Annotated in this window: 16 protein-coding genes; 13 read left to right on the top strand and 3 right to left on the bottom strand. The window is 68.0% G+C overall.

Annotated elements, in window-relative coordinates:
* Position 1: 1 nt before the first annotated feature.
* Positions 2 to 733, top strand: coding sequence for a hypothetical protein (locus HMPREF9058_RS09545; protein WP_009747757.1), 732 nt, complete (start codon positions 2 to 4; stop codon positions 731 to 733).
* A gap of 24 nt (positions 734 to 757) precedes the next feature.
* Here HMPREF9058_RS09545 and HMPREF9058_RS09540 read toward each other — a convergent pair whose 3' ends face one another.
* On the bottom strand, positions 758 to 2,074 hold the full coding sequence (locus tag HMPREF9058_RS09540; protein ID WP_009747833.1) for a phosphotransferase: 1,317 nt from the start codon (positions 2,072 to 2,074) through the stop codon (positions 758 to 760).
* Positions 2,075 to 2,361: 287 nt separating this feature from the next.
* On the opposite strand from HMPREF9058_RS09540, the gene HMPREF9058_RS09535 reads away from it, so the two are divergent.
* The 7 genes from HMPREF9058_RS09535 to HMPREF9058_RS09505 all read left to right on the top strand — a co-directional run bounded on the left by HMPREF9058_RS09535 (position 2,362) and on the right by HMPREF9058_RS09505 (position 7,267).
* A complete protein-coding gene (locus tag HMPREF9058_RS09535) occupies positions 2,362 to 3,612 on the top strand; it encodes a CpaF family protein (protein ID WP_009407036.1) in 1,251 nt (416 codons plus the stop codon).
* Positions 3,612 to 4,463: a type II secretion system F family protein gene (locus HMPREF9058_RS09530; protein WP_009407379.1), complete on the top strand. Its 852-nt coding sequence runs from the start codon at positions 3,612 to 3,614 to the stop codon at positions 4,461 to 4,463. The genes HMPREF9058_RS09535 and HMPREF9058_RS09530 overlap by 1 nt, the downstream gene beginning before the upstream one ends.
* Complete coding sequence (locus HMPREF9058_RS09525; RefSeq protein WP_009407318.1) at positions 4,460 to 5,413, top strand: type II secretion system F family protein; 954 nt, start codon at positions 4,460 to 4,462, stop codon at positions 5,411 to 5,413. Before HMPREF9058_RS09530 ends, HMPREF9058_RS09525 begins: the two co-directional genes overlap by 4 nt.
* An 87-nt stretch (positions 5,414 to 5,500) precedes the next feature.
* Positions 5,501 to 5,731 (top strand): hypothetical protein, encoded by a 231-nt coding sequence (locus HMPREF9058_RS09520; RefSeq protein ID WP_009747723.1) that lies wholly within the window; start codon positions 5,501 to 5,503, stop codon positions 5,729 to 5,731.
* Positions 5,721 to 6,194 carry a TadE family protein gene (locus HMPREF9058_RS09515; protein WP_009747807.1) on the top strand — a complete coding sequence of 158 codons (474 nt, stop codon included), beginning with the start codon at positions 5,721 to 5,723 and terminating at the stop codon, positions 6,192 to 6,194. The genes HMPREF9058_RS09520 and HMPREF9058_RS09515 overlap by 11 nt, the downstream gene beginning before the upstream one ends.
* Before the next feature lie 156 nt (positions 6,195 to 6,350).
* A complete protein-coding gene (locus HMPREF9058_RS09510) occupies positions 6,351 to 6,764 on the top strand; it encodes a hypothetical protein (RefSeq protein WP_009407090.1) in 414 nt (137 codons plus the stop codon).
* Positions 6,761 to 7,267: a hypothetical protein gene (locus HMPREF9058_RS09505; RefSeq protein ID WP_009407108.1), complete on the top strand. Its 507-nt coding sequence runs from the start codon at positions 6,761 to 6,763 to the stop codon at positions 7,265 to 7,267. The genes HMPREF9058_RS09510 and HMPREF9058_RS09505 overlap by 4 nt, the downstream gene beginning before the upstream one ends.
* A 68-nt stretch (positions 7,268 to 7,335) precedes the next feature.
* Here the strand turns inward: HMPREF9058_RS09505 and HMPREF9058_RS09500 are convergent, their stop codons facing one another.
* Positions 7,336 to 7,734, bottom strand: a complete 399-nt coding sequence (locus HMPREF9058_RS09500; RefSeq protein ID WP_020991684.1) for a hypothetical protein — start codon at positions 7,732 to 7,734, stop codon at positions 7,336 to 7,338.
* 30 nt (positions 7,735 to 7,764) lie between these two features.
* Between HMPREF9058_RS09500 and HMPREF9058_RS09495 the strand changes: the two genes are divergently transcribed.
* From HMPREF9058_RS09495 to HMPREF9058_RS09485, 3 genes are all read left to right on the top strand, one after another.
* Positions 7,765 to 8,676 (top strand): LysR family transcriptional regulator, encoded by a 912-nt coding sequence (locus tag HMPREF9058_RS09495; RefSeq protein ID WP_009747938.1) that lies wholly within the window; start codon positions 7,765 to 7,767, stop codon positions 8,674 to 8,676.
* A gap of 100 nt (positions 8,677 to 8,776) precedes the next feature.
* Positions 8,777 to 9,898: a peptide chain release factor 2 gene (gene prfB / locus HMPREF9058_RS09490; RefSeq protein WP_009407343.1), complete on the top strand. Its 1,122-nt coding sequence runs from the start codon at positions 8,777 to 8,779 to the stop codon at positions 9,896 to 9,898.
* Between the two features lie 132 nt (positions 9,899 to 10,030).
* Positions 10,031 to 10,960: a CPBP family intramembrane glutamic endopeptidase gene (locus HMPREF9058_RS09485; RefSeq protein WP_254654125.1), complete on the top strand. Its 930-nt coding sequence runs from the start codon at positions 10,031 to 10,033 to the stop codon at positions 10,958 to 10,960.
* Here HMPREF9058_RS09485 and HMPREF9058_RS09480 read toward each other — a convergent pair.
* Complete coding sequence (locus HMPREF9058_RS09480; protein ID WP_043538129.1) at positions 10,908 to 11,450, bottom strand: methylated-DNA--[protein]-cysteine S-methyltransferase; 543 nt, start codon at positions 11,448 to 11,450, stop codon at positions 10,908 to 10,910. The genes HMPREF9058_RS09485 and HMPREF9058_RS09480 overlap by 53 nt on opposite strands.
* A 226-nt stretch (positions 11,451 to 11,676) precedes the next feature.
* Between HMPREF9058_RS09480 and ettA the strand changes: the two genes are divergently transcribed.
* Positions 11,677 to 13,359: an energy-dependent translational throttle protein EttA gene (ettA, locus tag HMPREF9058_RS09475; RefSeq protein ID WP_009747851.1), complete on the top strand. Its 1,683-nt coding sequence runs from the start codon at positions 11,677 to 11,679 to the stop codon at positions 13,357 to 13,359.
* A 157-nt stretch (positions 13,360 to 13,516) separates the two neighbouring features.
* A complete protein-coding gene (locus tag HMPREF9058_RS09470) occupies positions 13,517 to 14,221 on the top strand; it encodes a M23 family metallopeptidase (protein WP_043538261.1) in 705 nt (234 codons plus the stop codon).
* The last annotated feature ends 46 nt before the right edge of the window (positions 14,222 to 14,267 follow it).

The following is a 14,267-nucleotide window of genomic DNA, read 5'->3' as shown; positions in this document are numbered from 1 at the left end:
CATGCTGGTGACCTGGTCGATCCTCGCCTTCCTCATCAGCGCCCTGTGCTGGATCCTCGGTGACGCGCTCATCGTCGGTTTCCATCGGCCTGACCGGCGCGAGCACGGCGAGTTCATCGACCTCATGGGGGACGACGCCTACGCCTTCTACACGCGCATCAACGAGCCTCGCCTGCGATGGGGCGCGCTGGTCGCCAACTACTCCATCCCGCTCATGCTCGCCGGCCTCTACGCCCACTGGGTGCTACTGCGTGGATCACCGGTAGGGATGGCGGGGGCGGTGCTGCTCGGCGTCGGGTTCAGCCTCTCGCCCCTGGCCCATGCCTCCTTCTACCCTCTCGCTCTGGCCTCGGAGCGAGCCCACGCCGCCTATCAGACGTACGTAGCAGCCAGGACGGCGAGCAGCGGAAAGGAGGACAGCGAAGTGCTCGATCCCGTCGCCCTGGAGCATGCGCGCAGGCTCTACCGCTTCCTCATGCAGGCCTGGGTCCCCGCTATCGGGCTGACGACGCTGGGTTGGCTCCTTATCTGCGTCGCCCTGGGCTCCGGAGCCACTGCCTTCCCTCGATGGTCGCTGCTCCTGACCCCACCGGTGCAGGCCCTCCCGTGGTACGCCCTCACCCGCCTGCCCTATCCCGGCAAGCCGCTGCTGGACGGGGCCCTGTTCAACATCGTCAACCTGGTGTGGGCCATCGCCTTCCTGGCGCTCATGAGCCACAACCCGCTGACCTGATCCAGGGTGAGGCGCGACGCGGCGTCAGTCGTCCTCGTCGTCGACCCGCACCATGGCCACCGGGTTGGTGATGGCGTCGGGCTCAGCCGGCTCGCGAACCCCGGGCACCGGTGCCAGCCGGGGCGTGGCCGGCTCCACCAGCGGGGCGTCACCCACCTGGGCGGCCAGGTCCTCCAGCATCGCCACCGCGTCATTGATGACCGGCTTGTCCCCGGTCCTCACCCCGTGCAGCAGCCAGCGCGCCAGGCTCAGCTCACTGACCAGCTCGGCGCGCTCACGCAGGTGGCGGTCAACGCCCTCGGAGCGGGCGATGTCGTAGGCGTCCTCAATGGAGTCCAGGCAGTCCACCGGCGCCGAGGAGTACACCCAGGCCAGGTCCTCGGCGGGGTCTCCCACATGCGCCTGGGACCAGCCCCGCACGGCCACCACCGTGCCACCGGCCACCAGGACGTTCTCCTCAGCGAGGTCCCCGTGAACCACGGTGGGGCGGAAGCGCCACAGGGCGGTGTCCTCCAGGGCCTGCTCCCAGCGCCCCAGCAGCGCCGGTGGAGTCCTGCCCGTCGCGGCGGTGTCGTCCAGCAGACTCAGCCAGCGCCGACGCACCTCCTCGGCGTCGTAGACCGGCATACCGGCCTCGGAGATCACCGTCATGGACAGCTCATGGATCTCACCGAGCGCCTTGCCCAGGCCCGCCGACATCCCCGGTCCCGGCCGGAGCGTCTCCACCGGGATCGGCTTGCCCTCCACGTGGGAGCGGACCTGAATGTGCGCGTCCTTCTGACGCAGGGAGCCGGCGACGCGAGGAACGTCGAAGGAGAGCCGTCCGTCGTCGACGACCCGTCCGATGCGGCGCAGCACCTCGGCCTCAGCCTCCAAGGAAGCGCCCACGGCATCGGTGCGGGCCTCATGGACCTCCCAGTGGCGGCCCTGGGTGTCGATGACGCCGATGATGTGGCGCTCCGGGGTCTCGGACTGCGGCAGCGCCAGCCGAGTCGGGTTGAGGCCGGCGACGGCGACGCTCGCCATCGCCGCCAGGGAGAGCGCGGTGTGGCGAGGGCGAGGAGTCTCGGCGGGCTGGGCCTGTGGAGCCGGCGCGCTGCTGCGGGGCGGCTCGGCCGAGGCACCCGGCAGCGGGGCCACGACCACGGGAGCACGATAGTCCTCGTCGTGCTCGTCGGATCGCTGATCGGAGGGCTCAGCCTGTTGCTGGTGGTTGTCCTCATCGCCGGCCTGAGCCTCAGCGCGCTCGACGTCGGAGGTCACCTCATCGGCGAGGCTGTCGACACCGCCGTCGACATCAGTGGTGCCGGGGGCGTCCGGGGACTGCGGAGGCTGTGACATGGTCCAACCGTAGGCGACAGGTCCTATGTCTCGCAGGACAGCCGCGCCCGTCCGCTGGCGGCAAACGTCCAGGGACGTGGGCAACGGCTTGAGGAATGTGCCAGAAGATCGATGTTATCCACAGGTTATGTCGAGGTGGTGGCCATGTCGTGACCAGGTGCCCTAGAGTTTATCCGTGACAATGGTCACCGACCGGCTGGTGTGTCACGGCTCAGTGCAGAGCCCCGGGTCGGTCCTCACATCATCCTCACTCCTCCCCTCATACGACTCCCACGCTGAGAGGCATCATGGACGCTGCCGATCTTCTCCTGACGGAGGTTCGCGAGCTGGTGCGCGCTCGCGGCATCGACCCGCTCAAGGACGCCTCCGACCTCGACCAGCTCGTCACCCAGGCCGAGGAGGACTATCTGCGCCGCTCCGACGCCGGACTCGTCCCTCCGCTCATCGACCCCAAGGGGGCGCGAACCCACGTACTCGACTCCATGGCGGGGCTGGGCCCGCTCCAGGGCTACCTCGATGACGAGTCCATTGAGGAGATCTGGGTCAACGCCCCCGGCCGAGTCTTCGTCGCCCGTTCCGGGCGCCCCGAGCTGACCACCACGATCCTGGAGAGCGAGGACCTCGCGGTCCTGGTCGAGCGGATGCTGCGGGCCTCCGGACGCCGCCTGGACCTGTCCAGCCCCTTCGTTGACGCCCAGCTCGCCGGGGGACAGCGGCTCCACGTCGTCATCCCGCCCATCACCTCCCAGCATTGGGCGGTCAATATCCGCAAGCACACCTCGCGTGCCTCCCGCACCGCCGACCTGGTGCGCATGGGCTCACTGACCAGCCAGGTCTCCGCCTTCCTGGATGCCTCCGTGCAGGCCGGCCTCAACATCCTGGTGTCGGGCGCCACCCAGGCCGGCAAGACCACCATGGTCAGGGCGCTGGCCGGAGCGATCCCGGGCGCCCAGCGGGTCATCTCCTGCGAGGAGGTCTTCGAGCTCGCCCTGCGCAACCGGGACTGCGTGGCCATGCAGACCCGGCCGCCCAACCTTGAGGGAGTCGGAGAGATCAGCCTGCGGCGCCTGGTCAAGGAGGCCCTGCGCATGCGCCCCGACCGCCTCCTCATCGGAGAGGTCCGCGAGGCCGAGGCCCTGGACCTCCTCATCGCCATGAACTCGGGACTGCCGTCCATGTGCACCATCCACGCCAACTCCGCCAGGGAGGCCATCATCAAGATTTGTACGCTTCCGCTGCTGGCGGGGGAGAACGTCTCCAGCGACTTCGTGGTCCCCACCGTCGCCAGCGCCATCGACCTGGTCGTCCACCTCGACCTGGATCGCAGCGGGCGCCGTACCGTGCGCGAGGTCGCGGCCCTGTCCGGCCGGGTGGAGAACGGCATCATCGAGCTCTCCGACGTCTTCCACCGCGACCCCACCGGCAACCTCGTCCGGGGCGCCGGAGCGCCTGATGCCGCCGAGCGCTTCAATCGGGCTGGTCATGACCTCACCGCCCTGCTCGGCTCCCGCCCCGCAGGCCCCCAGGAGGCCTACTGATGGGCGCCTTCGCCGGGCTCCTGGGTGGGGTGGGGCTGCTCCTGATCTGGATGGCCTGCACCTCCGACCCGCCTCAGTGGCGCTCGAGGCGCTCCCGTCTCCTGGCCGACATCCTGGTCCAGGCCGGTGCCGGCCGCACCAGCCCCGCGATGTTCGTCCTGGGGTCGATCGGGCTGGGGCTGCTGATCGGTCTGGTCTTCCTGGGAATGTCCCGGGCCTGGCCGGTGGCCGTGGCCTTCACCGCCATCTTCACGGCGATTCCTTTCCTTGTCATCTCCTCGCGAGCGCGTAACCGCCGCACCCGGCTGCGCGAGGTGTGGCCCGAGGCCGTCGACACCCTCGTCTCCGGTGTCCGTGCGGGCATGAGCCTGCCGGAGGCGCTGACCAACCTCGGTGAGCGCGGCCCGGAGGCAGTCCGCCCCCAGTTCCGGGCCTTCGCCACCGACTACGCCGCCTCGGCCCGCTTCGACAGCTCCCTGGACCGTCTCAAGGCCCGTTTCGCTGACCCGGTCGCCGACCGGATCGTTGAGGCCCTGCGCCTGGCCCACGAGGTCGGAGGCACTGACCTGGGGACGCTGCTGCGCTCCCTGTCGCAGATGCTGCGTGAGGACATGCGCACCCGAGGCGAGCTCGAGGCTCGCCAGTCCTGGACCGTCAACGGCGCCAAGGTCGCGGTCGCCGCCCCGTGGCTGGTCCTGGCGCTGCTGTCCAGCCGGCCTCAGGCAGCAGCGGCCTACGCCACCGGCGCCGGAGCCGTCATTCTCCTGATCGGAGCCGTTGTCTCGGTCATCGCCTACCGGCTCATGCTGCGCCTGGGGCGGCTGCCCGAGGAGGAGAGGACGCTGCGATGAACCCCATGAACGCGATGCTCACCGGAGGACTCGCCGGGCTGCTGGGGGCCGTGGGCGTCCTGTGCGTCATCTCGGCCCTCCGCCGACGTCGCCCCACACTCATGGCCCGCCTGGAGCCCTATGTCCACCGCCGGCCCACGACCTCCGGCCTGCTGGCCGCTCCGGCAGGGCCGACCTCTGACGGGAGCACCGTCGTCGGCCTGCTCATGGCCTCCACCGCACGTGCTCTCAGCCTCGGCAGGCTGATGGACACCCTGGGCTCGTCAGCTGACTCGGTCCGGCGGCGCTTGACGCGATCAGGGTCGTCACTGGGGGTCGACCAGTTCCGCCTCCAGCAGGTCCTGTGGTCGACGACGGCGCTCCTGCTCGTCCTGACTGCAGGCGGCCTGGCGGCCCTGGCCCGCTCCGTCAACGTGTCCGCGCTCATCCTCCTGTGCCTCATGGGTACAGTGGCCGGGGCCGCTGCCCGCGACTGGTGGCTCAGCCGGGCCGTGGCGAAGCGGCTGTCACGGATCGAGGCGCAGCTGCCCGACGTCGTCGAGCTGCTGGCCCTGGCGGTGGGGGCCGGTCAGGGCCCGGTGCCGGCCATCGAGCGCATCGTCGCGCTGGGCCGGGGCGACCTCGTCGACGAGCTGAGCAGCACTCTGACCGACATCCGCTCCGGCACGGTCCTGTCCACAGCCCTGGACCGTATGGAGCGGCGAGTCGGTTCCGTCCACGTCACCCGCCTGTGCGAGGCGATCATCGTGGCCCTTGAACGCGGCACACCGTTGGCCGAGGTCCTGCGCTCCCAGGCCGCCGACGTGCGTGAGGCGGCGCGCCAGGACCTCATGGAGGAGGGTGGAAGACGGGAGATCGCCCAAATGGTCCCCGTGGTCTTCCTCGTCCTGCCCATCACCGTCGTCTTCGCCCTCTTCCCGGGACTGTTCGTCCTCAGGCTGGGGGTGTGAAGCGCACCCACCTCCCTCCTGCACCTGCCGAGCCCAATCAGCGTTCGTCCTCTTGCCCAGAATCCTTACCGACAGCAAGGAGCAGTCATGAAGCGCCTCATCCCTCCCACATCCCACCGCCCTGACCCCGGTTCCCGGTCGTGGCCTGCCACCGGTGCGACCCGGATCGATCTGCGCGATGAACGCGGCGACGTCCCCGGCTGGGTCCTGGTGACCCTCATGACCGCGGGGCTCGTCGTGGCTCTGTGGACGGTGGCCGGCAGCACGCTGACCGAGGTCTTCCTCAACGCCATCGCGAAGGTGACCAGTGCGATCTGAACGAGTGCCCCTCCTCGGGGTGCTCCAACGGGCTGGTCGCGCCCTGCCCCGGCCGGCTCGCCCCTGCCCGCGCGAGCACAACGAGTCGGGCTCGGCCGTCGTCGACTTCGTCATGGTCGGTGCGCTTGTCATCGTCGTGTTCGTGGCGCTCCTCCAGGTGGCCCTGGGGGTCTACGCCCGGAACGTCCTCACCGACGCCGCGGGCGACGGTGCTCGTCGAGCCGCACTGGTCGGAGGCACGGAGGCCGAGGCGCGCCAGCGGGTACAGGTCCTCACCGACGCCGCCCTCAGACGTGGCTACGTGGACACCGTCACCGTCTCGCGGGTCCCCTCCGGCGACCTGAGGATCGTTGAGGTGACGGTGACAGCGCCCTTCCCGGTCCTGGGGCTGTTCGGCCCCGGTGGGACACTGCGGGTCACCGGGCACGCCATCGATGAGTCCTCCCTGATCCAGCAGAGGTGAGCTCGGGTGATAGCCATGGTCGGCTCCAGGCGACGCGGGAGCTGTGCCGCGCCGCGGTCGCCGAGGGCGGTGCCGGCCCCCGCCCTCATCGCCGGGAGGGCAGTCAGCAGGCTCCGAGAGGCACTCAGGGCAGGTCGCCGAACCGTCCGGCGGCTCATGAGCCAGGAGGAGGGCAATGCGATCGTCGAGTTCATCGGGTGGAGCGCCGTCCTGGTGGTGCCCGTGCTCTACCTGGTGGTGACGCTCGCCCAGCTCCAGGCCACAACCTTCGCCGTCGCCTCGGCGGCCGACGCCGCCAGCCGGGTGCTGGAGGTCGATGACTCGCCCTCCGCGATGGATGACGCGCAGTTGGCCATGCAGCTGTCCCTGTCCGATCAGGGCATCGACGCCGACCCGTCGGGCTCCCTGTCGGTCACCTGTGCTCACGGCTGCGCCCGGGGGCAGGTGGCGATGGTCGAAGTCTCAGTCGGTGTGGACCTGCCGGGCTTCGCCTCGCTGGGGATCGGTCGGGACGTCGTCGTCGTGGACACCGAGCGCTCCATCACCCTGCCGGGCAAGGAGGAGCCGTGAACCGGAACTCCGCTCCCAGAACCGCCCGACGGCGGACTCTCGCTCTGGTGCGTCGGCTGCACTGCGAGGAGGACGGGCAGACGCTTCTCCTGGGGGTCGGGCTCATCTGCGTCGTCCTCGCGCTGCTGTTCGTCGCGGCCTCGGCAACCGCCGTCTACCTCGACCTCAAGACCCTCACGTCGCTGGCGGACTCGGCTGCGGCCGCGGGAGCCGACAGCGTGGAGGCGCACCCCTACTATGGGGGCGGTGTCACGGATGAAGCACCCGGGTCCCTCACCGACGCAGGGGTGGGGAGCAAGGCGGCCGAGGACCTGTCGGCCCAGCCGGCAGCGGCCAGGCTGGAAGGGGTCATGATCGTCAGCGCCCGGGCTGCTGACAGCCGGACCGCTGTCGTGACGCTGCGGGCGCGTTCCCGCCCGCCTTTCCTTCCATGGGGGATCCTCCCGGCCGAGGGCTTCACCATCACCGCCACCGGCTCTGCCCGAATGACGACGACGCAGTGAGCCCACAGGACTCACTGCGTCGAGATGGATGGGTGAAAGGTTGTGTGTGGCCGGAGGCGGCCCGCCGCTCAGGCCTGCTCGACGAAGCCCGCCGACACCACGGGGGAGGGGTGCCGGCGCAGGTGCATCCGGGACCGCAGCTCCTCAGTCTGCCGGCGCGAGAGCTGGGCGATGTAGGCCCGCTTCACCGTGAACAGGATGTTGAGCCCCACCAGCAGGTAGAAGGCGTTGGCGATGACGCTGGGCCAGGCGCCGGAGCTCGCGCAGTTGATCGTCAGCAGCACGGAGCCGGTGATGTTGAGGGCCTGATACTTGAGCGAATCGCCGGCGATCGTGCCCTTGGAGACCAGGAAGTAGGCCACGAGGAGCTCAGCGGCACCGATCCAGCCGCCGATAGAGATGAGGGAGGAGAGCACGTCGTTCACGGGGACGATTCTTAGACACCCCCGAATGAAGGTCAATCGCATCTATCTGCATGAGGGATGTAGATTTACTTCATGCAGGTATTGCCCCAGAGGCTCTCAGTTCTATTGGCCGTCCATCGAGCCGGAGGAGTCGTCGCAGCGGCAGATTTCCTTCATATAACGCCGTCGGCGGTCTCCCAGCAGATTCGCCTCCTGGAGCGCGAGTGCGGTGCCCGGGTCCTGGATCGCACACCCACCGGAGCCGTGCTCACGACGGCCGGGAAGGTTCTGGCGGACGCGGCCGAGCGCATCGAGGACGAGCTGACCACCGTGCGCCGCGAGCTGGCGGACCTGGACGACTCCATCCCCTCCGGTGTGGTGCGTGTCGGGAGCTTCGCCTCCGCCGTCCGGGCGCTCCTGCTGCCCCTCCTGAGCTCTCTGGCGACCACCAGCCCCGAGCTGGAGGTGATCGTCGAGGAGGCCGAGGAGCGCAACGCCCTGCCCCGCCTGCGTCGCGGCGAGCTCGACCTGGTCCTCATCGAGCGTGACGAGCACACGCTGCCCGCGGCGCCTCGGGGCATGGCCGACATTCCGCTGCTGGATGAGTCCTGGCTCGTCGTCGTGCCGGCCGAGCAGGCGGCCCCTTCGACCCTGGCGGACCTGGCGCGCGCCACCTGGATCGACCTGGCCCCGGGGACCGCGGGCGCCTTCGCCCTGGACCGCCTGGAGCGTCAGCTGGGGGTCCCGTTGACGACACGGCATGTCGCCTACGACTACGACGTCGTGCTGGCCATGGTCAGTCAGGGCCTGGGCTGCGCGCTCCTGCCCGAGCTGGCCGTCTACTCCGGTCTCGTCCCCGATGAGCTCAGTGTGGTGCGCCTGCCCGGGCTGGGTGTGCGTCAGCTGGTGGTGCGTCACCGACAGACCCGCACCGAGCCGGGCCCGGCGACACGCGCGGTGCTCGATGCCCTGCTCGCCCAGGCCCAGGGCATCGAGCTGGGGTGAGTGACAGTTGAGGGGACCACTGTGGGAGTGACCGAGCCGTCGCGCGAGCCGAGTACGCCCCGACGGCGCCCCTCGCACGATCTGCCGTAGACTCCCCTTCGTGGCCACTGACTTCTCCGCTGAGATCGAACGACTCCGACACACCTACGCCTCCATTGCCGCGGTGACCGACCCCGAGGCCCTGCGCGCCCGGATCGCCGAGCTCTCCGAGCAGGCCTCCGCGCCCGACCTGTGGGATGACCCCGACTCCGCCCAGGTGGTCACCTCCGCGCTGTCCCACGCCCAGGCCGACCTCAAGCGGGTCGAGAGCCTGGGGGAGCGCATCGAGGACCTCGAGGCGATGGTCGAGCTCGGCGGCGAGGAGGAGGGCGAGGATGCCGCCGAAATCCTCGCCGAGGCCGAGACGGACCTGGCGGCCATCAGCAAGGACCTCTCCGACCTGGAGATCCGCACGCTGCTCAGCGGCGAGTACGACCCCCGCGACGCCGTCATCACCATCCGCTCGGGCGCCGGCGGCGTGGACGCCGCCGACTTCGCCGAGATGCTTCTGCGCATGTACACCCGCTGGGCCGAGCGGCACGACTACCCCGTCAAGGTCCTCAACACCTCCTACGCCGAGGAGGCAGGCCTGAAGTCGGTCACCTTCGAGGTCCACGCCCCCTACGCCTACGGGACCCTGAGCGTCGAGGGCGGCACGCACCGCCTGGTGCGCATCAGCCCCTTCGACAACCAGGGCCGCCGCCAGACCTCCTTCGCCGCCGTCGAGGTCATCCCGCTCATCGAGTCCACCGACCACATCGACATCCCCGAGACCGACATCCGCATCGACGTCTTCCGCTCCTCGGGCCCCGGCGGGCAGAGCGTCAACACCACCGACTCCGCCGTGCGCATCACCCACCTGCCCACGGGCCTGGTGGTCTCCATGCAGGACGAGAAGTCCCAGATCCAGAACCGCGCCGCCGCCATGCGCGTCCTCCAGTCGCGCCTGCTCCTGCTCAAGCAGCAGGAGGAGGACGCCAAGAAGAAGGAGCTCGCCGGGGACGTCAAGGCCTCCTGGGGGGACCAGATGCGCTCCTACGTCCTCAACCCCTACCAGATGGTCAAGGACCTGCGGACCAACTTCGAGGTCGGCAACCCCGACTCGGTGTTCGACGGCGACATCGACGGCTTCATCGACGCCGGCATCCGCTGGCGCAAGCAGCAGGAAACGGTCGAGGACTGATCGGCTCGCTTCATCAGAAACGGCATCGGAGTCAGGGATCCCCCGGAGGGGTCCCTGATTTCTTTTCCGTGACCCCCTGATTTTTCCGGGGTCCGATTGAGGTCGCAAAATGGTGAGCGTACCGTGAATTTCATGAGCACATCACATGGAAAACCTCGGTCGGTGGAAGTCTCATCAACACTCTCGTCTCTCGAGTCTTCGGATCTCAGTGGGGATCGATCGGATCAAGGTCATCACCTTACTGTGGGCGGCAAGGTTGTGCGCATCGTGATTGCGTTTGCGATGATGTTCGCCTGTGCGCTCACGCCGCCTTTACTGAAGCAGGTTCCTGTCATCCAGTCTTTTGCTCTCGCACATGAGAATCCGGCTGGTCTCGTGGAGTCCTTCGCGGTGGGCTCGTGTGTGCTGCTGATCTACGGGTCGGCGGTGGTGCTCGCTCTTGTCCTGTGCCGTACGCTCGACCGGGGCCGTCATGTCCGTTTGTGCCTGCGTATCGATCGTCGTGCCCTGTTATGGCTCGCTGGGATGATTCTGGCTGCGCTCGTCGTGGACCTTGTGGTGGCCGGCATGCTTCAAGTGCTCGGGTTTGCCGGTGGCGACCAGTCGGTACCCCACGGCCCAGCGTGGCTCATGATCGTCGAGTCCTTCTCCATAGCCTTCCTTCTTCAGGGAATTCCTGAGGAGATCATATGGAGAGGGTGGCTCTTCTCCTCACTGGGTGAGACGCGTTTCGCGGCAGTGTCCAGTGTCCTCGGATTCACCGCTCTTCATATTCTCTCTCAAGGCGGTCAGCAGAATCTTCTCGAGCATCTCACGTATCTCGCTCTACCGTGCGGATTTGCGGTGACGGCGATGATTGTCCGAATCGTCTCCGGGTCTACCTGGGCGGCGATCGGCGTGCACGGAGGGTTCCACTTGGTGAACTACTACGTGGCAGAACCCCTGCATCTGCGCATTGGGTCGATCACCTGGGTACTTCAGGGGTTGACCTGGGCCGCGGTCGGCCTTCTCATTCTGGCCTTCCACCGCCGTCGCCAGCGGTTGTCAGGCCAGACATGTTGACGCCCTCCATCTTCAGGAGCCATTCCTTCCGATCGACTCCTCCGGCGTAACCGCGCAGGCTCCCGTCGGAGGCGAGCACGCGGTGGCACGGCACGATAAGAGCGATCGGGTTGTGTCCGACCGCGCCACCCACGGCCTGAGCGGACATGTGCCTCCGGCCAGTATGCCGGGCGACCTCCGCGGCGATGCGGGCATAGGTGCTGGTGGCACCGAAGGGGATGGAGAGCATGATGGAGGTGACCATCCTCTTGAAGTCGGAGCCCTCAACCCTGATCGGCGGGGTGAAGCCCGGGTCAGTGCCCCCGAAGTAGCTATCGAGCCACTGGGTCGTCTGCGTGAAGACAGGCAGATCGGGCTCCAGGGCCGCCTCGTCGTTGATCGTTGAGCGGTCGTACTTCTGACCGTCGAACCACAGGCCTGTGAGGTGCTCGCCGTCGCTGGCCATGGTCATGGCGCCTAAAGGCGATTCGTAGTGACTGACGTAGTGCATGAGCCCTTCCCTTTGTTCCTCCGCCTGCTCATGGTGTCATAGCGCGGGCGCTGTTCTGCCTCGCATCTGCTCGCTGTGGATCCGCGTGCACCGTCTCACCTCCGCCGTCGTCGCCAATGCTCCGGGGCTCCCTTAGGCTTGGCCACGGTGCGCAGGACGGGACCGGTCGGTCGCCGTCGTCGCGCAGAACCTCCGCTCACACCCTGACGAAAGGCGCAGACGAGCAGTGGCTGAGTACATCTACCAGATGATCAAGGCGCGCAAGGCCCACGGTGACAAGGTCATCCTTGACGACGTCACCATGGCCTTCCTCCCCGGAGCCAAGATCGGCATGGTCGGCCCCAACGGCGCCGGCAAGTCCTCCATCCTCAAGATCATGGCCGGCATCGACCAGCCCTCCAACGGCGAGGCCCGCCTGACCCCCGGCTACAGCGTCGGCATCCTCCTGCAGGAGCCCCCGCTCAACGAGGACAAGACGGTGCTCGGCAACGTCGAGGAGGGCGTTGCCGAGATCAAGTCCAAGCTGGACCGCTATAACGAGATCAGCGCCGCCATGGCGGACCCGGACGCCGACTTCGACGCCCTCATGGCGGAGATGGGCACCCTCCAGGACGCCCTGGACGCCGCCAACGCCTGGGACCTCGACTCCCAGCTCGAGCAGGCCATGGACGCCCTGCGCTGCCCCCCGCCGGATGCCGAGGTCAAGCACCTCTCCGGTGGTGAGCGCCGCCGCGTCGCCCTGTGCAAGCTGCTCCTGGAGGCACCCGACCTCCTCCTCCTGGACGAGCCCACCAACCACCTCGACGCCGAGTCCGTGCTCTGGCTCGAGCAGCACCTGGCCAGCTACCAGGGCGCTGTCATCGCCGTCACCCACGACCGCTACTTCCTCGACCACGTCGCCGAGTGGATCGCCGAGGTCGACCGCGGCCACCTCTACCCCTACGAGGGCAACTACTCCACCTACCTGGAGACCAAGGAGAAGCGCCTCGAGGTCCAGGGCAAGAAGGATGCCAAGCTCGCCAAGCGCCTCAAGGAGGAGCTCGAGTGGGTGCGCTCCTCGGCCAAGGGACGCCAGGCCAAGTCCAAGGCCCGTCTGGCCCGCTACGAGGAGATGGCCGCCGAGGCCGAGCGCACCCGCAAGCTCGACTTCGAGGAGATCCAGATCCCGCCGGGGCCCCGCCTGGGTAACCAGGTCCTGGAGGCCACCAACCTCAACAAGGGCTTCGACGGGCGCACCCTCATCGACGGGCTCTCTTTCACCCTGCCGCGCAACGGCATCGTCGGGGTCGTCGGCCCCAACGGCGTCGGAAAGTCCACCCTGTTCAAGACCATCGTGGGCCTGGAGCCGCTCGACGGCGGAGACCTCAAGATCGGTCAGACCGTCAAGCTCTCCTACGTCGACCAGTCCCGAGCCGGCATCGACCCGAAGAAGACCCTCTGGGAGGTCGTCTCCGACGGGCTGGACTACATTCAGGTCGGCAATGTGGAGATGCCCTCGCGCGCCTACGTCGCCTCCTTCGGCTTCAAGGGGGCCGACCAGCAGAAGCCGGCCGGCGTGCTCTCCGGTGGTGAGCGCAACCGCCTCAACCTGGCCCTGACCCTCAAGCAGGGCGGCAACCTCATCCTCCTGGACGAGCCCACCAACGACCTCGACGTCGAGACCCTGGGTTCCCTGGAGAACGCCCTGCTGGAGTTCCCCGGCTGCGCCGTGGTCATCACCCACGACCGCTGGTTCCTCGACCGCGTGGCCACCCACATCCTGGCCTGGGAGGGGACTGACGAGAACCCCGCTAGCTGGTACTGGTTCGAGGGGAACTTCGCCTCCTACGAAGAGAACAAGGTCGAGCGCCTCGGCCCCGAGGCGGCCCGCCCCCACCGGGTCACCTACCGGAAGCTGACTCGAGACTGAGTGGAGCCCGCCCGGTCGACCGCGTAAGAAGGAGAAGCGCCATTCCCTCAGCCAGGCTGCTGAGGGAATGGCGTTTCTCGTCCTGCTTCAGAAGGCGACTTCATACGTCTTGTCGGTTGGAGTCGATTGCACTTAAGGTGCTGGTGGAGGTGTCATGATGAGTAGGAATACCCTAGGACTCATCCCCGAAGGCGGCGTTATCGGGAAGCTTCCGTTCGACGGGCAGTGGCTGACCGAGCGCAGTCCCACACGCCGCGTTCCCAGCCATGGGACTCACCTGTTCGCCACCACGTACGCGTTTGACTTCGTCGCCGTCGACGACGATGGTCTCACGGCTCCACCACGCAGCATGCGTGCGCTCGTCACTCCCGAACAGCCAGAGCTCTTCCACGCCTTCGGCCGCCCCCTGTACTCGCCCGTTGCAGGAACCGTGGTCTCCGTTCACGACGGCGAGCCCGACCACGTGGCGCGCCGCTCCGTCCTGACTCGCATCCCGTACGGATTGAGCCAGCCCCACCGAATTCGGCAGGGACTTCCCGCCATCCCTGGAAACCACATCATCATCCAGGTTGCCGAGGGGCCTCATTGCGTGGGACTCGTGCACCTCCAGCGAGGCTCCGTCCAGGTGTCGCCCGGCGACCGGGTGAGCGCAGGCGATCAGATCGGTCGATGCGGCAACTCCGGGAACTCCACGCAGCCCCACCTTCACATCCAGGCAATGGACAGCCCAGATCTCCGCACCGCAAAGGGGGTTCCGCTCCGTTTTGAGGAGTTCCGGCAACGCAGTCCGCAGCAAGGTGCTCCCTGGGCACTTCGGCGACAGTCATGCCCCGAGCAGGGTTCGATCATCGCTCAGCCTTGAGGCGACGCCACACAACGAGCCTCGGATCCGGCGTGATGATCGGTCG

The sequence above is a fragment of the Actinomyces sp. oral taxon 175 str. F0384 genome, assembly GCF_000223355.1.
Lineage (GTDB): Bacteria > Actinomycetota > Actinomycetes > Actinomycetales > Actinomycetaceae > Actinomyces > Actinomyces oris.
Note: the sequence above shows the minus strand (reverse complement) of the source record. Positions and strands in the feature narration are given on the sequence as shown.